This is a genomic window from Ciceribacter sp. L1K22 (genome assembly GCF_017599385.1).
GTDB lineage: Bacteria > Pseudomonadota > Alphaproteobacteria > Rhizobiales > Rhizobiaceae > Allorhizobium.
Map to the genome: position 1 here is coordinate 736,338 of NZ_JAGFPK010000002.1, position 19,076 is coordinate 755,413.

Below are 19,076 nucleotides of genomic sequence, written 5' to 3' on the forward strand. Positions count from 1 at the left end.
CCCCGGAGCCCAAATCTAAAATCCATTCCGATGGAAAAGTCTCAAAAAGGGTCGATTGACTCTACTGCCCCCGAATCAATTCAACCAAGATTAGAATGCCGGATGTATGGTCGCAGTGGGCGAACTTTTTGCACACGAAATATTGTCCAGTATAAGTTGTAGATTGGTGAAATTATCATCGACGAGAATTGAGAGGCCGATATTGGCGTGGCAACCGCACCTCGCGCCGAAAAATACGCATACGTCTCATTTTTCTAAAATAGTACGCAAGTTGTATCGGCCGGCCTGAAAATAATTTCGGTCGGCTATTCAAGTAGATCGACATGTTGTGCCGGCGACATCTGTTCCCCGACAAATAAAATTGACGTGCTCAGCCCATGCAGATGGGGTCCACGACCCTTGGAAAAACGCCCTTAACGCCGCCGGCACGCTTCGGCTGCAATGCGCATTCCTCTGGAGCGCACCCCTTGACAATCCTTACCGCTGATACGTCCCGCCGGCGTGTGGACACCTGAAAAGAGTGTTGACGGTCCGCCGAATTTTGGAAATGCTATGATGTCAGACCAATTTGGAGAGGCGACGTGTCAGGGATGCGGAACGACAGGCCGGCGATCGCGCCGCTACCGCCGATGGATCGGGCCCGTCAGGTCACAGAGACGCTGGCTGCCTATATCGATAGCGCGAGGCTCGCCGCCGGCGACAGGCTGCCGGCCGAGCGCGAGCTGATGGCGGCGCTGGGTGTCGGCCGCTCGACCATCCGAGAGGTGATCCGCCATTTCCAGGCGCTCGGCGTCATGGAAACCCGCAAGGGCAGTGGCACCTATCTTCTGAAGCCGATCACCTCGGCCACCATCCACATGCCGCTATCGGTCGATACGGCCAGCGTCCGCGACGCGCTGCTGCAAACGCTGGAAGTCCGGCGCGGCATAGAATGCGAGGCGGGCATGGTCGCCGCCCGCAAGCGCACCGCCGCCGACCTCGCCAACATCGAACGAAAGCTGGACGAGATGGAACGGGTGCACCTTGAGAAAGGCAGCTCCGGTCCGGAAGACCTGGCCTTCCACCTCGCCATCTACGATGCGACGCATAATCCGCTGTTTCGCCAGCTTCTGGAACAGATGCGCGAGGCCTTCGAGCGTTTCTGGGAAAAGCCCTTCGACCGTCCTGACTTCGCCCGCCGGTCCTTCCCCTATCATCGCACGCTATTCAACGCGATCGCAGCCCAGGACACCGAGGCGGCGCGTCGCGAGACACTGAAGATCCTCGACGTCGTCGAGGAAGACATCAAGGAAATGTCCAAATGATCAACGGCGCCGATCCGTTCGACCACGCCTCCCTTATCGTCGCCCACGACGAAACCAATGCCTTCGAGGCCGTGGTGCCGCCGATCGTCCAGACGTCTCTCTTCACCTTCGAGACCTATGATGAAATGGTCGCCACCTATCGCGGCGAGATCAACCGCCCCGTCTATTCCCGCGGCCTGAACCCCACTGTGCGCCATTTCGAGGAAATGCTGGCGAAGCTCGAAGGCGGCGAAGACGCGCTCGCCTTCGGCAGCGGCATGGCGTCGATCTCCTCCACCGTTCTGACCTTCGTCGAGCCCGGCGACCGCATCGTCGCGGTGAAGCACCTCTACCCCGACGCCTTCCGCCTCTTCGGCACGCTGTTGAAGCGCATGAAGGTTGAGGTCACCTATGTCGACGGCACTGACGAGGACGCCGTCGAAAAGGCCATGCCCGGCGCCAAGCTCTTCTACATGGAAAGCCCGACCAGCTGGATCATGGAAACCCATGACGTGAAGGCGCTGGCTGCCAAAGCCCGTCGCCATGGCGCCGTCTCGGTCATCGACAACAGCTGGGCGAGCCCGATCTTCCAGAAGCCGCTCTCGCTGGGTGTCGACCTCGTCCTGCACTCGGCGTCCAAATATCTCGGCGGCCACAGCGACGTCGTCGCCGGCGTCGTCACCGGCTCGAAGACCCTGATCGACCGCATCCGTGGCGAGGCTTTGCCTTACCTCGGCGGGAAGATGTCGCCCTTCGATGCCTGGCTGCTGATCCGCGGCCTGCGCACGTTGCCGATACGCATGAAGGCCCATGAAGCCTCCGGCCTCGACATCGCAAGGCGTCTGAAGGCGCTCGCCGTCGTCGAACAGGTCAACCATCCGGGCCTCGCCAATCAATTGCCGCCGGGCCTCACCGGCACGTCCGGCCTCTTCTCATTCGTCTTCCGCGAAGGCGTCGACATCCGCGTCTTCGCCGACACGCTCGATCTCTTCAAGCTCGGCGTCAGCTGGGGCGGACACGAAAGCCTGATCGTCCCGGGCGAAGTCGTGCTGCAACAGAAGGCCCAACCCAATTCCGCGCATGCCTTCGGCATGAATCCGCGGTCCGTTCGTCTCCATGTCGGCCTCGAGGGAACCGAGGCGCTGTGGAGTGACCTGGAGACGGCGATCGCCGCCGCCACCCAACCCTGAAGCTCCTGTCGAACCAACCAAAACAGTGGAGGAACTGCTAAAATGAAAACCCTTTTGACAGCTGCCCTGATGAGCGCCCTGATGGCGGGAACGGCTCTTGCCGATACCACGCTGAAGCTCGTTGAAGTTATCACCAGCCCCGAGCGCACAGAGACGCTGAAGTCTATCGTCTCGACCTTCGAGGCGGCCAATCCTGGCACCAAGGTCGAGATTATCTCTCTGCCGTGGGGCGAAGCTTTCCAGAAGTTCGCCACCATGGTCTCGGCCGGCGAAATTCCGGACGTGATGGAAATGCCCGATACCTGGCTCTCGCTGTACGCCAATAACGGCCTGGTCGAAAGCCTCGAGCCCTACCTGAAGGACTGGGACCAGACGGCCGACCTGTCTGACCGCGCTCTCGAACTCGGCCGCGATGTCAACGACACCGCCTACATGCTGCCCTACGGCTTCTACCTGCGCGCCATGTTCTACAACAAGAAGCTGCTCGCCGAGGCCGGCGTCTCCGAGCCGCCGAAGACCATGGACGAGTTCGCCGAAGCCTCGAAGAAGGTTTCCGCTCTTCCCGGAAAGTACGGCTACTGCCTGCGCGGCGGGCCGGGCGGCCTCAACGGCTGGGTCATGTTCGGCGCCTCCATGGCCGGCGACAATGCCTTCTTCACCGAGGACGGAACCTCCACCTTCAACTCCGAAGGCTGGGTCAAGGGCCTCACCTGGCTGATCGACCTTTACAAGAACGGCTATGCGCCGAAGGATTCGGTCAACTGGGGCTTCAACGAGATCGTCGCGGGTTTCTATAGCGGCACCTGCGCCTTCCTCGACCAGGACCCGGACGCCCTCATCGCCATTGCACAGCACATGGGCGAGGACGACTACGGCGTCATGACCATGCCGAAGGGCCCGGATGGCAAGACCTTCCCGACCATCGGCTATGCCGGCTGGTCGATGATGTCCGCCAGCGAGAACAAGGATCTCGCCTGGAAGCTGATCTCGACACTGGAAGGCAAGGAAGGCAACGTCGAATGGAACAAGCGCACCGGCGCGCTTCCGGCGCTGAAGTCGGCTGAAAGCGATCCGTTCTATTCGAGCCCGCAGTTCAAGGGCTGGTTCGAGGAACTGGCCGACAAGGATGCGGTTCCGACGGTCATGCCGACCCATCTGGAAGAGTTCGCCTTCTTCAAGGACTCGCTGGTCATCAAGACCTCGCAGCAGGCACTGCTCGGTGACATCACCCCGCAGGAACTGGCCGACCAGTGGGCCGCCTACCTGACCGAGGCCCAGAAGAAGCACCTCGCCAAGCAGTAATCTCTCCCGTGCGGGCGGAGCCAGCCGCTCCGCCCGCACCTGAAATCGATTGCCCGAACGGAAAGCCGACCGATGACCTCGACCGCCCGCGCCGATCACCGACGACCGCTTCTGAAGCGGCTCGCCGATGCCTCGGAACCCTATCTCTACAGCGCGCCGGCGCTGATCCTGATCGTCGCCGTCATGCTGGTGCCGCTGGTGCTCGGCATTTCCTATGCCTTCCGCGATATCCAGTTGCTCAACCCCTTCTCCGGCGGCTTCATCGGCCTCGACCATTTCCGAACGCTGAGCCAGGACCAGGATTTCTACCGGGCGCTCCGCAACACGCTGTGGTGGACCGGCGCGTCCGTCGCGCTGCAATTCGTCTTCGGCCTGATCCTCGCCCTTCTCCTCGACAAGCCATTCTACGGCCGCGGCCTCGCCCAGGCGCTGGTCTTCCTCCCATGGGCCGTCCCGAGCTTCCTCGCCGGCCTCAACTGGGCCTGGCTGTTCAACCCGGTCATCGGCCCTCTGCCGCACTGGCTCTTCGCCTTGGGCATTCTCGACGCGCCGAACAACATTCTCGCCGATCCCAACCTGGCCATGTGGGGGCCGATCGTCGCCAATGTCTGGTGGGGCATTCCCTTCTTCGCCATCACGCTCCTCGCCGCTCTCCAGGCGATCCCGCGCGACCTCTACGAAGCGGCCTCCATCGACGGCGCCGGTCCTGTGCAGCGTTTCATGTCGATCACCCTGCCGTTTCTCGCGCCAACCATCGCCATCACCGTGTTGCTGCGCACCGTCTGGATCTCGAACTTCGCCGATCTGATCATCGTCATGACCAATGGCGGCCCGGCCGACCGGACCCAGATCGTCGCCTCCTACATCTTCACCCAGGCCTTCAAGCGGCTGGATTTCGGCTATGCCTCGGCCATCGCGCTCGTGCTTTTGGTGCTGCTGCTCGCCTATTCCATGCTGATCGTGCTCCTGCGCCAGTCGCTGCTGAACAAGGATTGAGACCATGAGACCGTCAAAGATCCTCCTGACCGGCGCCCATCGCCTCGCGATCCTCGCCTATATCGCCGTCGCGCTTTTCCCGCTCTACTGGCTGCTCAAGGTCTCCGTCACCCCGAACCGCCTGCTCTACAGCGAGGGGGTCAGGATGTGGCCGTCGGAGATGACATTCGACCACTTCGCCTTCGTCATCGCCCACAGCGCCTTTCCGACCTTCTTCAAGAACAGCCTGATCGTGGCCGGATCGACGGCCGTCGTCGTCACCATCCTCGCTTCGCTCTCCGGCTATGCGCTGTCGCGCTTCTCCTTCCGCGCCAAGTACTGGATCGTGGCGCTTATGCTGCTCACCCAGATGTTCCCGCTTGTCATGCTGGTCGCGCCGATCTTCAAGATGCTGTCGCCGCTCGGGCTTACCAACAGCCTCACCGGCCTCGTCATCGTCTATTCGGCCTTCAACGTGCCCTTCGCCACCTTCCTGATGCAGTCCTTCTTCGACGGCATCCCGAAGGACCTGGAGGAAGCCGCGATGATCGACGGCGCCACGCAATTCGTCGCCTTCCGCCAGATCATCCTGCCGCTGACGCTGCCCGGCATCGCCGCCACCCTCGGCTTCGTCTTCACCGCCGCCTGGTCGGAACTGCTCTTCGCCCTGATGCTGATATCAGGCAATGACGCCGCTACCTTCCCGGTCGGGCTCTTGTCGTTCGTCTCCAAGTTCTCCGTCGACTTCGGGCAGATGATGGCTGCCGGCGTTCTCGCGCTCATCCCGGCCTGCCTCTTCTTCCTCCTCATCCAGCGCTACCTCGTGCAGGGCCTCACGGCCGGCGCGGTCAAAGGCTGAAAGGTCTAAATTTCATGGCTTCCATCGACATTTCCGCCATCCGCAAGAGCTACGGCACCTTCCCGGTCCTGCACGGCGTCGACCTCACCATCAAGGACGGCGAATTCATCGTCCTCGTCGGCCCCTCCGGCTGCGGCAAGTCCACGCTGCTGCGCATGATCGCGGGCCTCGAAGACGTGACGTCAGGCGAGATCCGCATCGAGGGCCGCCGCGTCAACGATCTCGCCCCGAAGGATCGCGACATCGCCATGGTGTTCCAGTCCTACGCGCTTTATCCGCACATGTCGGTCGCCGACAACATGAGCTACAGCCTGCGCCTCAGGAAGACCGCGAAGGAGAAGATCACCACCGTCGTCGCGGCCGCCGCCTCCAAGCTCGGCCTCGATCCGCTGCTCGCGCGTCGCCCGAAGGCGCTCTCCGGCGGCCAGCGCCAGCGCGTCGCCATGGGCCGCGCCATCGTCCGCCAGCCGAAGGCCTTCCTGTTCGACGAACCGCTCTCCAACCTCGACGCCCGCCTGCGCGAACAGATGCGCGCCGAGATCAAGAAGCTGCACGGCGAGCTCGGCGCCACATCCATCTACGTCACCCACGACCAGATCGAGGCGATGACGCTCGCCGACCGGATCGTCGCCATGCACGGCGGCGTCGTCCAGCAGGTCGGCTCGCCGCTCGACCTCTACGACCGGCCGGCCAACCTCTTCGTCGCCGGCTTTATCGGCTCGCCTGGCATGAATTTCCTCGAGGGACGTTACGTTGCCGAGAATGGCGCGACGGCCGTGGTCTTCGCGGATGGCACCACGGCGGATGTCGAGCCGCGCGCCGGCCTCGCCAGCGGCACGCCCGTCACCCTCGGCATCCGTCCCGAGCACGTCATGATCTCGACAACAGGAGCGATCGAGGCCGGCGTCGACCTGATCGAACCGACGGGCTTTGGCATCATTATGCATCTGTCGGTGCATGACCTGCCGTTCAAGGTGTTTACCCTCGATCGCGAGGTTCTGAAGTCTGGTTCGAAAGTACGCGTCGACTTCCCGAAAAAACACCTGCATATTTTTGACGGAGCGGGAAAACGGGTCGACTGAACCCTGATCGGGAGGACATGGCATGACGGACATGACGCGCCTGAAGGACCTCGAACGCCAGGCCCATTGGCTGGCGTCCTGGATGATCCACAACGCCAACCACCTGCGCGAAAAGGGCGAGGTCAAGGTGGGCGGCCACCAGGCCTCCTCCGCCTCCATGGTCTCGATCATGACGGCGCTCTATTTCCACGCGCTGCGCCCCGAGGACCGGGTGGCGGTCAAGCCGCATGCCTCACCGGTCTTCCACGCCATCCAGTATATCATGGGCAACCAGACCCGCGAGAAGCTTGAGAATTTCCGCGGTTTCGGCGGTGCCCAGTCCTACCCCAGCCGCACCAAGGATGTCGACGACGTCGATTTCTCCACCGGCTCCGTCGGCCTCGGCGTCGCGATCACCGCCTTCGCCTCCATCATGCAGGATTACATCCGATCGAAGCCCTGGGCTAAGGACCGGCCGGCCGGCCGCATGATCGCGCTGGTCGGCGATGCGGAGCTCGACGAAGGCAATGTCTACGAATGCCTGCAGGAAGGCTGGAAGCACGATATCCGCAACACATGGTGGATCATCGACTACAACCGCCAGAGCCTCGACGGCGTGGTCCGCGAGGGCCTGTGGCAGCGCATCGAAGCGATCTTCACCGCCTTCGGCTGGGATGTGCGCGTCCTGAAATACGGCGCCCTCCAGCAGGCCGCCTTCGCCGAGCCCGGCGGCGAGGCCCTGCGCCGCTGGATCGACAATTGCCCCAACCAGCTCTATTCGGCGCTGACCTTCCAGGGCGGCGCCGCCTGGCGCAAGCGCCTCCTCGACGAGATCGGCGACCAGGGCGAGGTGACGGCATTGATCGAGCGCCGCTCCGATGCCGAACTCGCAGAGCTGATGGCCAATCTCGGCGGACATTGCCTGGCCTCGCTGACCGGCGCCTTCGACGCGATCGACCACGATCGCCCCACCGTCTTCCTCGCCTATACCATCAAGGGCTGGGGAACGCCGCTCGCCGGCCACAAGGACAACCATGCCGGCCTGATGACCAAGGCCCAGATGGCCGAATTCCAGGCCGCGATGGGTGTCGCGGAAGGTACCGAATGGGAGCGCTTCTCGGCGATCCGCGATACCGACGGAATGGAAGAGTTTCTGAGGTCGGTCCCGTTCTTCAAAAATGGACGGCGTCGCTTTGGTGCCGAAAAGATCGTCTCGGACGGTCCAGTCCTGCTCGACGACCGGGAACTTTCGACTCAGGCCGGTTTCGGCAAGATCCTCGATGAAGTCGCACGGCGAGGGGGCAGTCTGGCGGACCACATTGTAACGACTGCCCCCGACGTGACCGTCTCGACCAACCTCGGCCCCTGGGTCAACCGCCGCGGCCTCTTTGCCTCGGACCACGAGGAAGATACCTTCCGCAAGGAACGCGTCCCTTCCACCCAGAAATGGGCCTTCTCGCCGGAAGGCCAGCACATCGAACTCGGCATCGCCGAGATGAACCTCTTCCTCTTGCTCGGCGCCGCCGGGCTCTCGCATTCGCTCTTCGGCGAACGCATCCTGCCGATCGGTACCGTCTACGATCCCTTCGTATCGCGCGGCCTCGATGCGCTGAACTACGCCTGCTACCAGGATGCCCGCTTCATGATCGTCGGCACGCCCTCCGGCGTCACGCTCGCGCCCGAAGGCGGCGCACACCAGTCGATCGGCACGCCGCTGATCGGCATGAGCCAGGACGGTCTCGCGAGCTTCGAGCCCGCCTTCCTCGATGAGCTCTCCGTTATCATGGACTGGGCCTTCGACTACATGCAGCGCGACGGCGAAGGTGACCCTGACGAACGGACCTGGCTTCGTGACGAAACCGGTGGCTCGGTCTATCTGCGCCTCTCTACCCGTCCGCTCGAACAGCCCGTACGCCGCGAGGATTCAGCGTTCCGGCAGGGCGTCATCGACGGCGCCTACTGGCTACGGAAACCCGGCCCCAACGCCACCGTCGTGCTCGCCTACCAGGGCTGCGTCGCCCCCGAGGTCATCCGCGCCGCCGGACTTCTGGGCGAGGACCGCCGCGACATCGGCGTGCTCGCCATCACCTCGGCCGACCGCCTGAACGCCGGCTGGACCGCGGCCCAGCGTGCCCGCCGGCGTGGCGTCTTCAATGCCAGCGGCCATGTCGAAACCCTGCTCGCCGGACTGCCGTCCCACTGCACGCTCGTGACAGTCACGGACGGGCATCCCGCCACGCTCGGCTGGCTCGGCGCCGTCCATGGCCACCGGACGATCCCGCTTGGCGTCGAGCATTTCGGCCAGACCGGCACAGTCGCCGATCTCTACCGGCATTTTGGCATCGACACCGACGCCATCCTCCGCACGGTCTCCGCCCTCACCCCCGGCCGGCGCGCCTACGGATAAGGGGACCGTCTCCGGTCCCCTTCACTCTTTTCGATCTGGTTGATTGGCCTCTCAGAAGTTCTGGTAGGAAGAGATCACCGCAGCCACCTGCTCCGGCTTCATCGCCTGCAGCTGTGTTGTGGTGATCGCCTGGATCTGGCTGCTGGACAGGCTGGTGATATCGCTGGTCGAAAGCCCCGCGAGCGCCGCCGTGCTGATCGCCGCGATGTCCTCCAGCGAGAAGGTTGCGAGATCTTCGGTCGCCAGCGCATCGATCTGCAGCGAACTCAGGCCCGCCACCTGCTGCGGCGTCAGCGCTTCGACCTGCTCCGGCGTCAGCGCCGCCACCTGCGCACTGGTCAGGCCGATCAGCGAGGCAGGGTTCAGTGCCATGATCTGCGCCGTCGTCAGGGCGGCAAGACTTGCGGTCCCGAGCGCCGCCAGCTGGATGGCGTTGAGCGCTCCCAATTGCTCTGAGGTAAAGCCCGCCACCTGCGCCGTTCCGAAGGAATTGATCTGGCGATAGCTGAGCGCCGCCATCTGCGCCGTGCTGAGCACCGCGATCTGGTCCGAGCTCAACCCGGCGATATTGCTCGTCGAAAGCCCCTGGATCGCCGCGGCACTGATCGCCTTGATGTCGTCGGTCGTGAACACGGCGAAGTCAGCCGTCGTCAACGCCGTCATCTGCAGCGATGTCAGCGCCCCGATCTGCGTCGAGGTCAGCGCGTCGAGCTGCGCCGAAGACAGAGCATCGACCTGGACCGTCGTCAGGCTCGCCACCGACTTCGTGCTGAGTGCCGCAACCTGTTCGGTCGTCAGTGCCGCGATGCCGCTGGTCGGCAGGCCGGAGATCGCGTTCGAGCCGAGCGCTGCGATCTGCGCGGTCGACAGGCTCGCGACTTGGCTCGTGGCAAGGGCGCTCAGCTGAGCGGAGGTCAGCGCACCCACCTGCGTCGTCGTCAGCGCCGCAAGCTGCAAAGTCGTCAACGCCGCCATCTTGGTCGCCGACAGCCCCGCTATGGCCGCCGTGCTGATCACCGCCAGTTCCGCGGTGGTGAACGCCGCAAGATCGGCCGTGCTCATGGCATCGATCTGCGCCGAGGTCAGGCTTGCGATCTGCGCCGAGGTCAGCGCTTCGGCCTGGGCGACCGACAGCGCATCGATCTGCCCGGTCGTCAGTGCCGCGATCGCCCGGGTGCTTAGGGCGGCGACCTGATCTGTCGAAAGGGCCGCGATCGCATCCGAAGACAAGCCCGCCACGCCGGCCGAACTCAGCGCTGCGATCTGCGCCGTCGTCAGCCCGGTAAGATCAGCCGTGCCGAGGCCCGCAACCTGCGTCGAGGTGAGTGCGCCGATCTGCGCCACCGAGAGCGCCTCGACCTGCGTCGCCGACAAGGCGTCGATCTGCGCCGAGGTCAGGCCCGGGATCGCCTTGGTGCTGAGTGCCGCGATCTGGTCGGTCGAGAAGGAGCTGATATCCGAAATCGACAGACCGGCAACGCCAGCCGAGCTCAGGGCCGCGATCTGCAGCGTGCTGAGGCTGGCGATCTGGGCGGAGCTCAGCGCATCGATCTGCGCCGAGGTCAGCGCCGCGATCTGTGCCGTCGTCAGCGCCGCCAGTTGCTCGGTCGTCAGCGCCGCCAGCCGGTCGCCGGCAAGACCGGAGAGAGCCGAGGTGGTGATCGCGGCAATGTCTGCGGTGGAGAAGGTCGCTATATCCTCGGATGACAGCGCGCCAACCTGGGTCGAGGTCATCGACGCCACAAGCGCCGGCGTCAGCGCCTCGACCTGAGCCGTGGTCAACGCGTTGATCTGGCTGGAGCTGAGCCCCGTCACCGCAAGGCTTGTCATGGCTGCGATCTGCTCGGTCGACAGCGAAGCGATCGCGCTGTTCGACAGGACCGCAAGCTGTGTCGAAGTGAGCGCTGCGATCTGGCTCGTGCTCAGCGCCGCAAGCTGCTGCGTCGTCAGCGCCACGATCTGGTCGGTGCTGAAGGCGGCGATTTGCGAATTTGAAAGACCGGCGAGCAGTTCCGTGTCGAGCTGAGCGATATTGGCCGCTGAAAGTCCGGAAATCCCCGCTGCGCTGATCGCGGCAATCTCCTCGGTGGTGAATGTCGCCAGATCAGACGTGCTGAGGGCGGCGATCTGCGAGGAGTTGAGGGCCGCGATCTGGCTTGCGGTCAGCGCCTCGATTTGCGCCGCGCTCAGTGCATCGACCTGACTGGAGCTCAGGCCGGTAACCGCGCGTGTGCTCAGCGCTGCGATCTGCTCGGTCGTGAAAGAGGCGAGATCGCTTTCCGACAGCGCCCCTATCTGAAGCGAGGAGAGCGCTGCGATCTGGGCCGTGTCGAAAGCGGCAAGCTGCAGCGTGGTCAGGGCGCTGATGTGGTCTGTGCGAAGCGCCGCGATCTGCGTGGCCTTCAACGCGGCAAGCTGATCCGTCGAAAGCGCCGCGATCTTGTCGGTCGACAGCCCTGTGATTGCCGCGGTGCCGATCACCGCAATCTCTTCCGGCGTGAAGCTCGCGAGATCCGAGCTGCTGAAACCGGCGATCTGCGTTGCCGTCAGTCCGGCGATCTGGGCCGACGTCAGGGCTTCGACCTGCGCATCGGAGAGCGCGTCGATCTGCGCCGAGCTCATGCCGGCGACGGTCTTGGCGGCAAGAGCCGCGACCTGCTCGGTCGAAAGCGCCGCGATCTTGTCAGTCGGCAGGCCGGAAATCGCGAGCGAATGCAGCGCCGCGATCTGCGTCGTGCTGAGAGCCGCGATCTGCTCGCTGGTGAGTGCCGCAACCTGGTTGGTCTTCAGCGCCGCGATCTGCAGCGTCTTCATCGCCTCGATCTGCTCCAGGCTGAGCGAGGCGAGTTTGTCGGTCGAAAGCCCGGCCAACGCGGCTGTACTGATGGCCGCGATGTCGGCTGTCGAGAAGGTCGCGAGATCGGCCGAGGAGAGGGCGGCGATCTGTGCCGACGTCATGGCACCGACAAGCGCCGGCGTCAGCGCTTCGGCCTGATCGGCCGTAAACGCCGCGATCTGGGTGGCGCTGAGACCGCCGACGGCCCGCGTGCTGATCGCGGCGATCTGGTCGGTGGTGAGTGCAGCCAGCGCGTCGCTCGAAAGCGCGCCGAGCTGTGCCGAGGTGAGTGCGGCGATCTGCGCGGTCGTCAGTGCCATCACCTGCTGGCTGGTGAGCGCGTTGACCTGATAGGTCTTCAGTGCCGCCAGTTGCACGGCTTTCAGGGCCGCGGCATGTTCATCGCTCAGGGCCGCTATCGTGTCGGTCGAGAGCCCGGCAAGGCCAGCGGTGCTGATCGCGGCAATCTCGTCGGTGGAGAAGGTCGCGAGATCCTCTGAGCTCAGCGCGGCAATCTGGGCGGAATTCATGCCGGCGATCTGCGATGCCTTGAGCGCCTCGACCTGATCGGTGGTCAGTGCCGCGATCTGCGTGGCCGAGAGACCGGCGATCGCCTTCGAGCTCAAGGCCGCGATCTGTTCGGTCGCGAGCGCCGCGATGTTGTCCGATGAGATCAACCTGAGCTGCGCCGAAGTGAAGGCTCCGATCTGCGCCGCGCTCAACGCCGACATCTGCTCGGTCGTCAGCGCCGGGATCTGGTTGGTCTTCAGCGCCGCGATGTGCGCCGTCTTCAGCGCCGCGATCTGGTCGTAGCTGAGCGCGGCAATGGCCGCCGTCGACAGCCCGCCGATCGCCGCCGTGGTCATTGCCGCGATCTCGGCGGTGGTGAACAGCTCGATATCGTCGGCGCCGAGCGCGCCGAGCTGCGAGGCGGTCATGTTTCCGATCTGCGATGCGCTGAGCGCTTCGACCTGCGCCGTGCTGAGAACCGCGACCTGGGCCGACGTCAGCCCCTTGACCGCCAGCTTGCTGAGCACGCCGATCTGCTCGGCGGTGAGCGCGGCGACGCTTGCGGTCGACAGCGCCGGGATCTGTACCGAGGTCAGCGCCGCGACCTGGGCCGTCGTCAGCGCCGCCAGCTGGTCGGTGGAGAGCGCGGCGATCTGGGTCGATCTGAGGGCGGCGATCTGCGCCGTCTTCATCGCCCCGATCTGCTCCGAGGTCAGTTCCGCCAGCTTGTCGGAAGAAAGACCGATTACGGCGGACGCGCTCAGGGCTGCCATGTCGTCAGTCGAGAAGGTCGCGATATCCTCGGCCGACAGGGCAGCGATCTGCGCCGATGACAGCGAGGCGACCTGCGAGGACGTCAGCGCCGCCACTTGCGCGGTCGAAAGGCCGGTCAACTGCGCCGAGGTCAGGCCGGGAATGGACTTGGCGTTGAGCGCCGCAATCTGGTCGGTCGTGAATGCGGCCAGCGTATCGGCCGACAGGCTCTTGACCTGCGCTGCGTTCAGTGCAGCGATCTGCGACGTGGTCAGCTGGGAGATCTGACCGGTCGAGAGTGCCGGAAGCTGGGTCGTCCGCAAGGCGGCGATCTGGCCTGTCTGCAGGGCGGCAAGCTGCGCGCTGGTCAGCGCGCCGATACTGTCCGCCGTCAGGCCGACAATTGCCCACGATTTGATCGCGGCGATATCGGACGTCGAGAAGACAGCGATATCCTGCGAAGTGAGCGCGGCGAGCTGTTGCGATGTCAGGGCTCCGGACTGCGTCGAGGAGAACGCCGCGATCTGCTCCGTCGATAGCAAGTCAATCTGCGCCGATGTCAGGCCGGGGATGGCGAGCGTGCTGAGGGCCGCCACCTGCGCCGTCGACAGCGTCTCTACGGAAGAAGAGGTCAGCGCCCGCACCTGGGTCGAGTTCAGCGCTGCGGTCTGCGCCGTTGAGAGCGCGGCCACCTGCGCCGTCGACAAGGCGGCGATCTGCGCGGTCTTCATCGCGGCGATCTGCGCGGTCGTCAGCGCTGCGATCTGCGCCGTCGTCAACACGGCGATGCGGTCGGTCGCAAGACGCGCCACCGAGCCGGTGCTCATCGCGGCAATATCCGCGGTCGAGAAGGTCGCCAGTTCATCGGCCGTCAGCGTCGCGATCTGCACCGAGCTCATCGCCGCAATCTGGGCCGAGGTCAGCGCCTCGACCTGCGCCGTATCGAGCGCGGCGACCTGGCGGGTATTGAGCGCGGCGACCTGCGTTGAGACGAGGCTTTCGATCTCATTGGTCGTCAGGATCGCGATCTGGTCGAGTGTCAATCCGGTGATCGACGTCGGTGCGATGGCGCGCAACTGGGTCGTCGAGAAGACCGCCAGGTCTTCCGTTTCCAGCGCACCGATCTGGGCCGAGGACAGAACCTTGATCTGCGTTGTCGAAAGCGCCGCAACGTCTTCCGTCGTCCAGGCTGCGATCTGCGCGGTCGACAGCGCGCGGATCTGGACGGTGGTCATCGAAGGTATTGTCGAAGTCATGAACGAAGCCCTTTGAGGTTATGCCATCGCTTTAAAAACCTGGCGTCCTGCCCCCGCAGACGAGAAATGCCACCCCATAATCCGGTTGCCTGCGTGGTGGCGAAGAGCTCTTCCGAACCCAAATCACCAATGCGGCAGGCGCCGAAAATCGGCATACCGGCATGTTCGCTGATGGTTTTGATGCAGCAGGCTTGTCCGAACCTGAACGAATGCCCGATCTCGGCGGCATAACATAAAACTTGACAATCCCAGACCATATTTTAATCGGTCGACGATCAGCCGGAACGGAAAGATGCGGATTGCCGATGAGCGGGCCGACACGCGGATGGATGAACGAGCGACGGACGCCGTCCTGCCGGCGCCAGCCCGTCCGCTTGACCCGCGCTTCGAGGACGGGCTGACCATGCACGGCGCCCTCAACGACACCTTCCTCTCGCTGCGCATGTCGCTGATCTTTAGCGTCATGCGGATCGTCCGCGACCGGCAGGCGGCCGAGGATCTGGCGCAGGAAACCTACTTGAGGGCCCGCAAGGCGATCGAGGCCGGACCGATCGAACACATCGAGGCCTTCCTCCACCAGACCGCCCGCAACCTGGCGATCGACCACCACCGCAGACAGGTGCTCGCTGGCAATGTCATCCGCCCCGACTGGTCGCCGGACGAGGTCGCCAATGTCGCCGCCGACCTGCCATCGCCCGAGGACAGCCTGATCCACCGCCAGCGGCTCGCTCTGCTCTACGAGGCGCTTTCGCGCTTGCCGGCACGCGCCCGGAGGGTCTGGGTGCTGAGCCGCATCGAAAAATGGCCGTATCCGAAGATTGCCGACCATCTCGGCGTCTCGCCGAACACGGTCTACAACGACCTGAAGATGGCGATAGGACATTGCCACGACGCTCTCGCGAAGATCGATCGGTCGTGAAACGAAGGCCGGAGGAGGGGACCATGCAGCATAGCGAAGCCACTTTTGTGAGATCCGCCGGCCGGGATCGTCATCATGACATGGCAAGCGCGTCACAGATCTGTCCCTGGGTTATGTAAGTGGAAAACGACAAGGCTCAGCGCCTCGACCCGACGACCGGCTATGTTCATCCCGATCCGGTGACGGATTCGGCTCTTGACTGGCTGTTGAAGCTCGACGCCCATCCGGCCGACGCGACGATCCGTGCCGGTTTCGACGCCTGGTGTCGCGAGGATCCGCGCCATGCCGCGGCCTTCGCTGGCCTAAAGCGCACTTGGACGCTTCCAGAGCTCGACCTGGCGACCCGCCGGCTTGCGGATTCTGCCCCTCCGGTTCCCATGGCTCACGCTCTGTCTCCCACGCCGCGAAAGCATCCGGTGACGCGCTGGATGAGCGCGATCGCCGCCACCCTCCTTCTCGCGGTGGCTCTCCAGCAATACCCTCGCCTCGCCCTCGACTGGGAGGCCGATTACCGCACCGAGACCGGCGCCACCCGCGAAATTACACTGCCCGACGGCTCCCGCATGACGCTCAACACGGACTCGGCGGTTGCGCTCGATTTCGGAAATGGTCGCCGCGCCGTCACCCTGCTGCAGGGGGAAGCGTTTTTCGACGTCGTCCCCGATACCACCCGCCCCTTCACCGTTGCCGGTCATTATTCAGAAGTGACGGTCATGGGCACCGGCTTCTCCGTCCGCACCGGCGACGACGAGGATCTGGTTGTGCTCGACCATGGCAAGGTTGAGGTCGCCCGCCTGCCCGGGCGAACCGAGACGGCCCTCCTCGATCCGGGCGAATCCGTGAAGGCGACGGCAACATCGCTGTCACCCGTCAATTCGGTCGATACTTCGGCCTCGCTGGCCTGGCTTGAAGGCCGCATCGTCTTCGACGGCCGGCCGCTTTCCGCCGTGCTCGACGATCTCCGCCGCTACTACCCCGCCCCGGTGATCGTCGCCGACGATACAGTCGGGCAAACCCTCGTCAGCGGCAACTACCGCCTCTCCGATCCGGAGGGCACGATCCGCTCCCTGGCGACCGCCGCCGGCGCCACGTTCACCCGGCTTCCAGGCGGAATTATAATCCTTCGCTAAATCATCAACTTTTTTTGTGAGATCCGTCTCCGCCATTCGTCAACTGTTGAAAGCGGCTGCCCGAGCGGCATCCGCATGTGGTGTCGAGTGTGCAAAGGGGGTTCCCGATGGGGCGTGAAAGTGGTGTGGTTCGAGACAGCAGAGCGCGGCGCGAACGCCAGGGCAGACAGGGTGGCAGGCTTCTGACGCGGCTCATCGCCAGCACGGTCCTGACAGGTGCGCTCACCCTGCCGGCGATGCCCGTTTTCGCCCAGCAGGCGGTGAGCTTCTCGATTCCCGCCCAGCCGCTCTCGTCGGCGATTGCCGCCTTCATCCGCGCCTCCGGCTGGGAGGTCGGCTATTCCTCGCCGATCGTCGCCGGCAAGACCTCGAACGCCGTTACCGGCGCGATGCCGCCGGCTGAGGCCCTCCAGACCCTGCTTGCCGGCACCGGCATCACGGTTCAGGTCACCGGCGCCACCAAGGCTGCCCTCGTCGATCCCACGGTCACCGCGGCCGCACCCGCTGCCGATGGCTCGACGGTTCTCGAAACAATCACCGTCGAGGGCGCTGGCGCAAACGCGATGATCGGGCCGGGCACCGGCATAATCGCCACCGGCTCACAGTCCGGCAGCAAGACCGGCACGCCGCTCGTCGACGTGCCCGCCTCCGTTTCGGTCGTCACCCAGGCCGAGATGACGACGCGCGGCGCCGCCAAGCTCGACGAGGTGCTGAACTACACCGCCGGCGTGTCGACCGACATCTACGGCTCCGACGACCGCTACGACTTCTATCTCATGCGCGGCTTCTACCAGGGCGGCACCGGCAACTATCGCGATGGCCTGCCGCTGCGCATCAACAGCTTCACCGGCAGCCGCATGGAGCCCTATGCCATGCAGCGCGTCGAGGTCCTGAAAGGCTCGACCTCCACCCTGTTCGGCATGAACAACCCGGGCGGCCTTGTGAATTCGATCACGAAGCGCCCACAGGACGAGAAGTTCGGCGAGGTCTACACAACCTTTGGCAAGGACCACATCGAGACCGGGACCGATTTCGGCGGCCCGATCGACGACGAGGGTGTCTGGACCTACCGCCTGACCGGTAAGTGGCAGGACGGCAGCAATGGCGTTGACTTCAGCGAGGACGACCGCGTCTTCATCGCCCCGGCGCTGACCTGGAGCCCCGACGACGCCACCTCGCTCACCATCATGGGCGACTACAACAAGCGCGACAGCAACACCTCCCACGGCGTGCCCTTCGGCTCCGGCATCGATTCCGAAACCTATCTCGGCGAACCCGATTTCGACAGCTTCGACACCGTCGAGAAGAACATCGGCTATGATTTCTCGCACGATTTCGGCAACGGCCTGCAGGTCCGCCAGACCGCCCGCTACACCGATCTCGATCTCACCTACGAATCCGTCTACGGCGGCACCACCAACCCGGCCGACAACCGTAACGCTCTCGCCGTCTACGGCGAATCCCAGCGGTTCGCCATCGACAACCAGCTGCAATACGATGCGAGCTTCGACCGCTTCGACAGCCGCACCCTGTTCGGCATCGACTACACCTGGGAAGACGCCACCGAAAGCCGCGCTGACGGCACTGCCACCGGCATCGATGCATCCGACCCGGTCTATTGCGGCCGCGCCTGCGTCTTCCTGCCCGCCCCGACGATCACCGACAGCACCATGAAGACCACCGGCATCTATGCGCAGGAGGAGCTGACCCTCGACAACCGCTGGATCCTCACCCTCGGCGGCCGCTACGATTTCGTCGAGCAGACCAGCGAAAGCGGCGGCTTCACCATGGAAAGCACCGATGAGGCCTTCACCGGTCGCGTCGGGGTCACCTTCAAGGCGACCGACCAGCTCTCGGTCTACGCCAGCTATTCGGAATCCTTCCAGCCGGTCGCCCCGATCTACGCGACCTACCTGACGAATCCCGAGCCGCAGGAAGGCACGCAATACGAGATCGGCGCCAAGTATCAGCCGGAAGGATTTGACGCGATCTTCTCGGTTGCCTACTTCGACCTGACACAGACCAATGTCGCCCAGTGGACCGGCCCGCTGCCGACACAGGTCGGCGAGGTCAACGTTCGCGGTCTCGAGCTGGAAGGCAAGGCGGCGCTGACCGACCAGGTCAACCTGACGCTCGCCTATTCCTACTGGAACGCCGAGATCACCGACGACAGCACCGCCACCAACATCGGCAACCGGCCCCAGCTCGTGCCCGAACACATCGCCTCGGCCTGGTTCGATTACACCATTCCGGGCAACGGCACCTTCGGCGATCTCACCCTCGGCCTCGGCGCCCGCTATGTCGGCAGCACCTATGCCGACAATGCCAACACGATCGATCTTTCGTCGCGCACTCTCGTCGACGCCGCGATCAGCTACAAGGTCACCGATAGCGCCACCCTCGCCATCAACGCGACGAACATCTTCGACAAGGAATACATCTCCCATGTCGATACGTTCAGCAACACGGCCTACTACGGCGACCGCCGCGCGGTGAAGGCGACGCTTCGCTACACGTGGTAACACCGGGTCGAAAAAGAACACAAAACGCTCCCCGAAATCCTTGGGGAGCGTTACCGCTTTCAGGCAACAAAGG

General features: G+C 64.2%; 11 protein-coding genes. 10 read left to right on the forward strand and 1 reads right to left on the reverse strand.

What is annotated here, in order from left to right:
* The first annotated feature begins 581 nt into the window (after positions 1-581).
* The 7 genes from J5J09_RS21360 (at position 582) to J5J09_RS21390 (ending at position 9,077) form a co-directional block, all read left to right on the forward strand.
* The gene (locus tag J5J09_RS21360) at positions 582-1,304 is read left to right on the forward strand and encodes an FCD domain-containing protein (protein WP_208554244.1); all 723 of its coding nucleotides are present in this window, start codon (positions 582-584) and stop codon (positions 1,302-1,304) included.
* On the forward strand, positions 1,301-2,473 hold the full coding sequence (locus J5J09_RS21365) for a PLP-dependent transferase (protein WP_208554245.1): 1,173 nt from the start codon (positions 1,301-1,303) through the stop codon (positions 2,471-2,473). The genes J5J09_RS21360 and J5J09_RS21365 overlap by 4 nt, the downstream gene beginning before the upstream one ends.
* 42 nt (positions 2,474-2,515) lie before the next feature.
* The gene (locus J5J09_RS21370) at positions 2,516-3,775 is read left to right on the forward strand and encodes a sugar ABC transporter substrate-binding protein (RefSeq protein ID WP_208554246.1); all 1,260 of its coding nucleotides are present in this window, start codon (positions 2,516-2,518) and stop codon (positions 3,773-3,775) included.
* A gap of 72 nt (positions 3,776-3,847) precedes the next feature.
* Positions 3,848-4,771, forward strand: coding sequence for a sugar ABC transporter permease (locus tag J5J09_RS21375; RefSeq protein WP_208554247.1), 924 nt, complete (start codon positions 3,848-3,850; stop codon positions 4,769-4,771).
* Positions 4,772-4,775: 4 nt separating this feature from the next.
* Positions 4,776-5,609 carry a carbohydrate ABC transporter permease gene (locus J5J09_RS21380; RefSeq protein WP_208554248.1) on the forward strand — a complete coding sequence of 278 codons (834 nt, stop codon included), beginning with the start codon at positions 4,776-4,778 and terminating at the stop codon, positions 5,607-5,609.
* Positions 5,610-5,623: 14 nt separating this feature from the next.
* Positions 5,624-6,691: a sn-glycerol-3-phosphate ABC transporter ATP-binding protein UgpC gene (ugpC, locus tag J5J09_RS21385; protein WP_208554249.1), complete on the forward strand. Its 1,068-nt coding sequence runs from the start codon at positions 5,624-5,626 to the stop codon at positions 6,689-6,691.
* Positions 6,692-6,713: 22 nt separating this feature from the next.
* The gene (locus tag J5J09_RS21390; RefSeq protein ID WP_208554250.1) at positions 6,714-9,077 is read left to right on the forward strand and encodes a transketolase; all 2,364 of its coding nucleotides are present in this window, start codon (positions 6,714-6,716) and stop codon (positions 9,075-9,077) included.
* Between the two features lie 51 nt (positions 9,078-9,128).
* Here J5J09_RS21390 and J5J09_RS21395 read toward each other — a convergent pair whose 3' ends face one another.
* Positions 9,129-14,432 (reverse strand): hypothetical protein, encoded by a 5,304-nt coding sequence (locus J5J09_RS21395; protein WP_208554251.1) that lies wholly within the window; start codon positions 14,430-14,432, stop codon positions 9,129-9,131.
* A gap of 292 nt (positions 14,433-14,724) precedes the next feature.
* Between J5J09_RS21395 and J5J09_RS21400 the strand changes: the two genes are divergently transcribed.
* The 3 genes from J5J09_RS21400 (at position 14,725) to J5J09_RS21410 (ending at position 19,003) form a co-directional block, all read left to right on the forward strand.
* Positions 14,725-15,351, forward strand: a complete 627-nt coding sequence (locus J5J09_RS21400) for a sigma-70 family RNA polymerase sigma factor (protein WP_348646502.1) — start codon at positions 14,725-14,727, stop codon at positions 15,349-15,351.
* 119 nt (positions 15,352-15,470) lie between these two features.
* Complete coding sequence (locus tag J5J09_RS21405) at positions 15,471-16,481, forward strand: FecR domain-containing protein (protein WP_208554252.1); 1,011 nt, start codon at positions 15,471-15,473, stop codon at positions 16,479-16,481.
* Between the two features lie 107 nt (positions 16,482-16,588).
* Positions 16,589-19,003: a TonB-dependent siderophore receptor gene (locus J5J09_RS21410; RefSeq protein WP_246746032.1), complete on the forward strand. Its 2,415-nt coding sequence runs from the start codon at positions 16,589-16,591 to the stop codon at positions 19,001-19,003.
* The last annotated feature ends 73 nt before the right edge of the window (positions 19,004-19,076 follow it).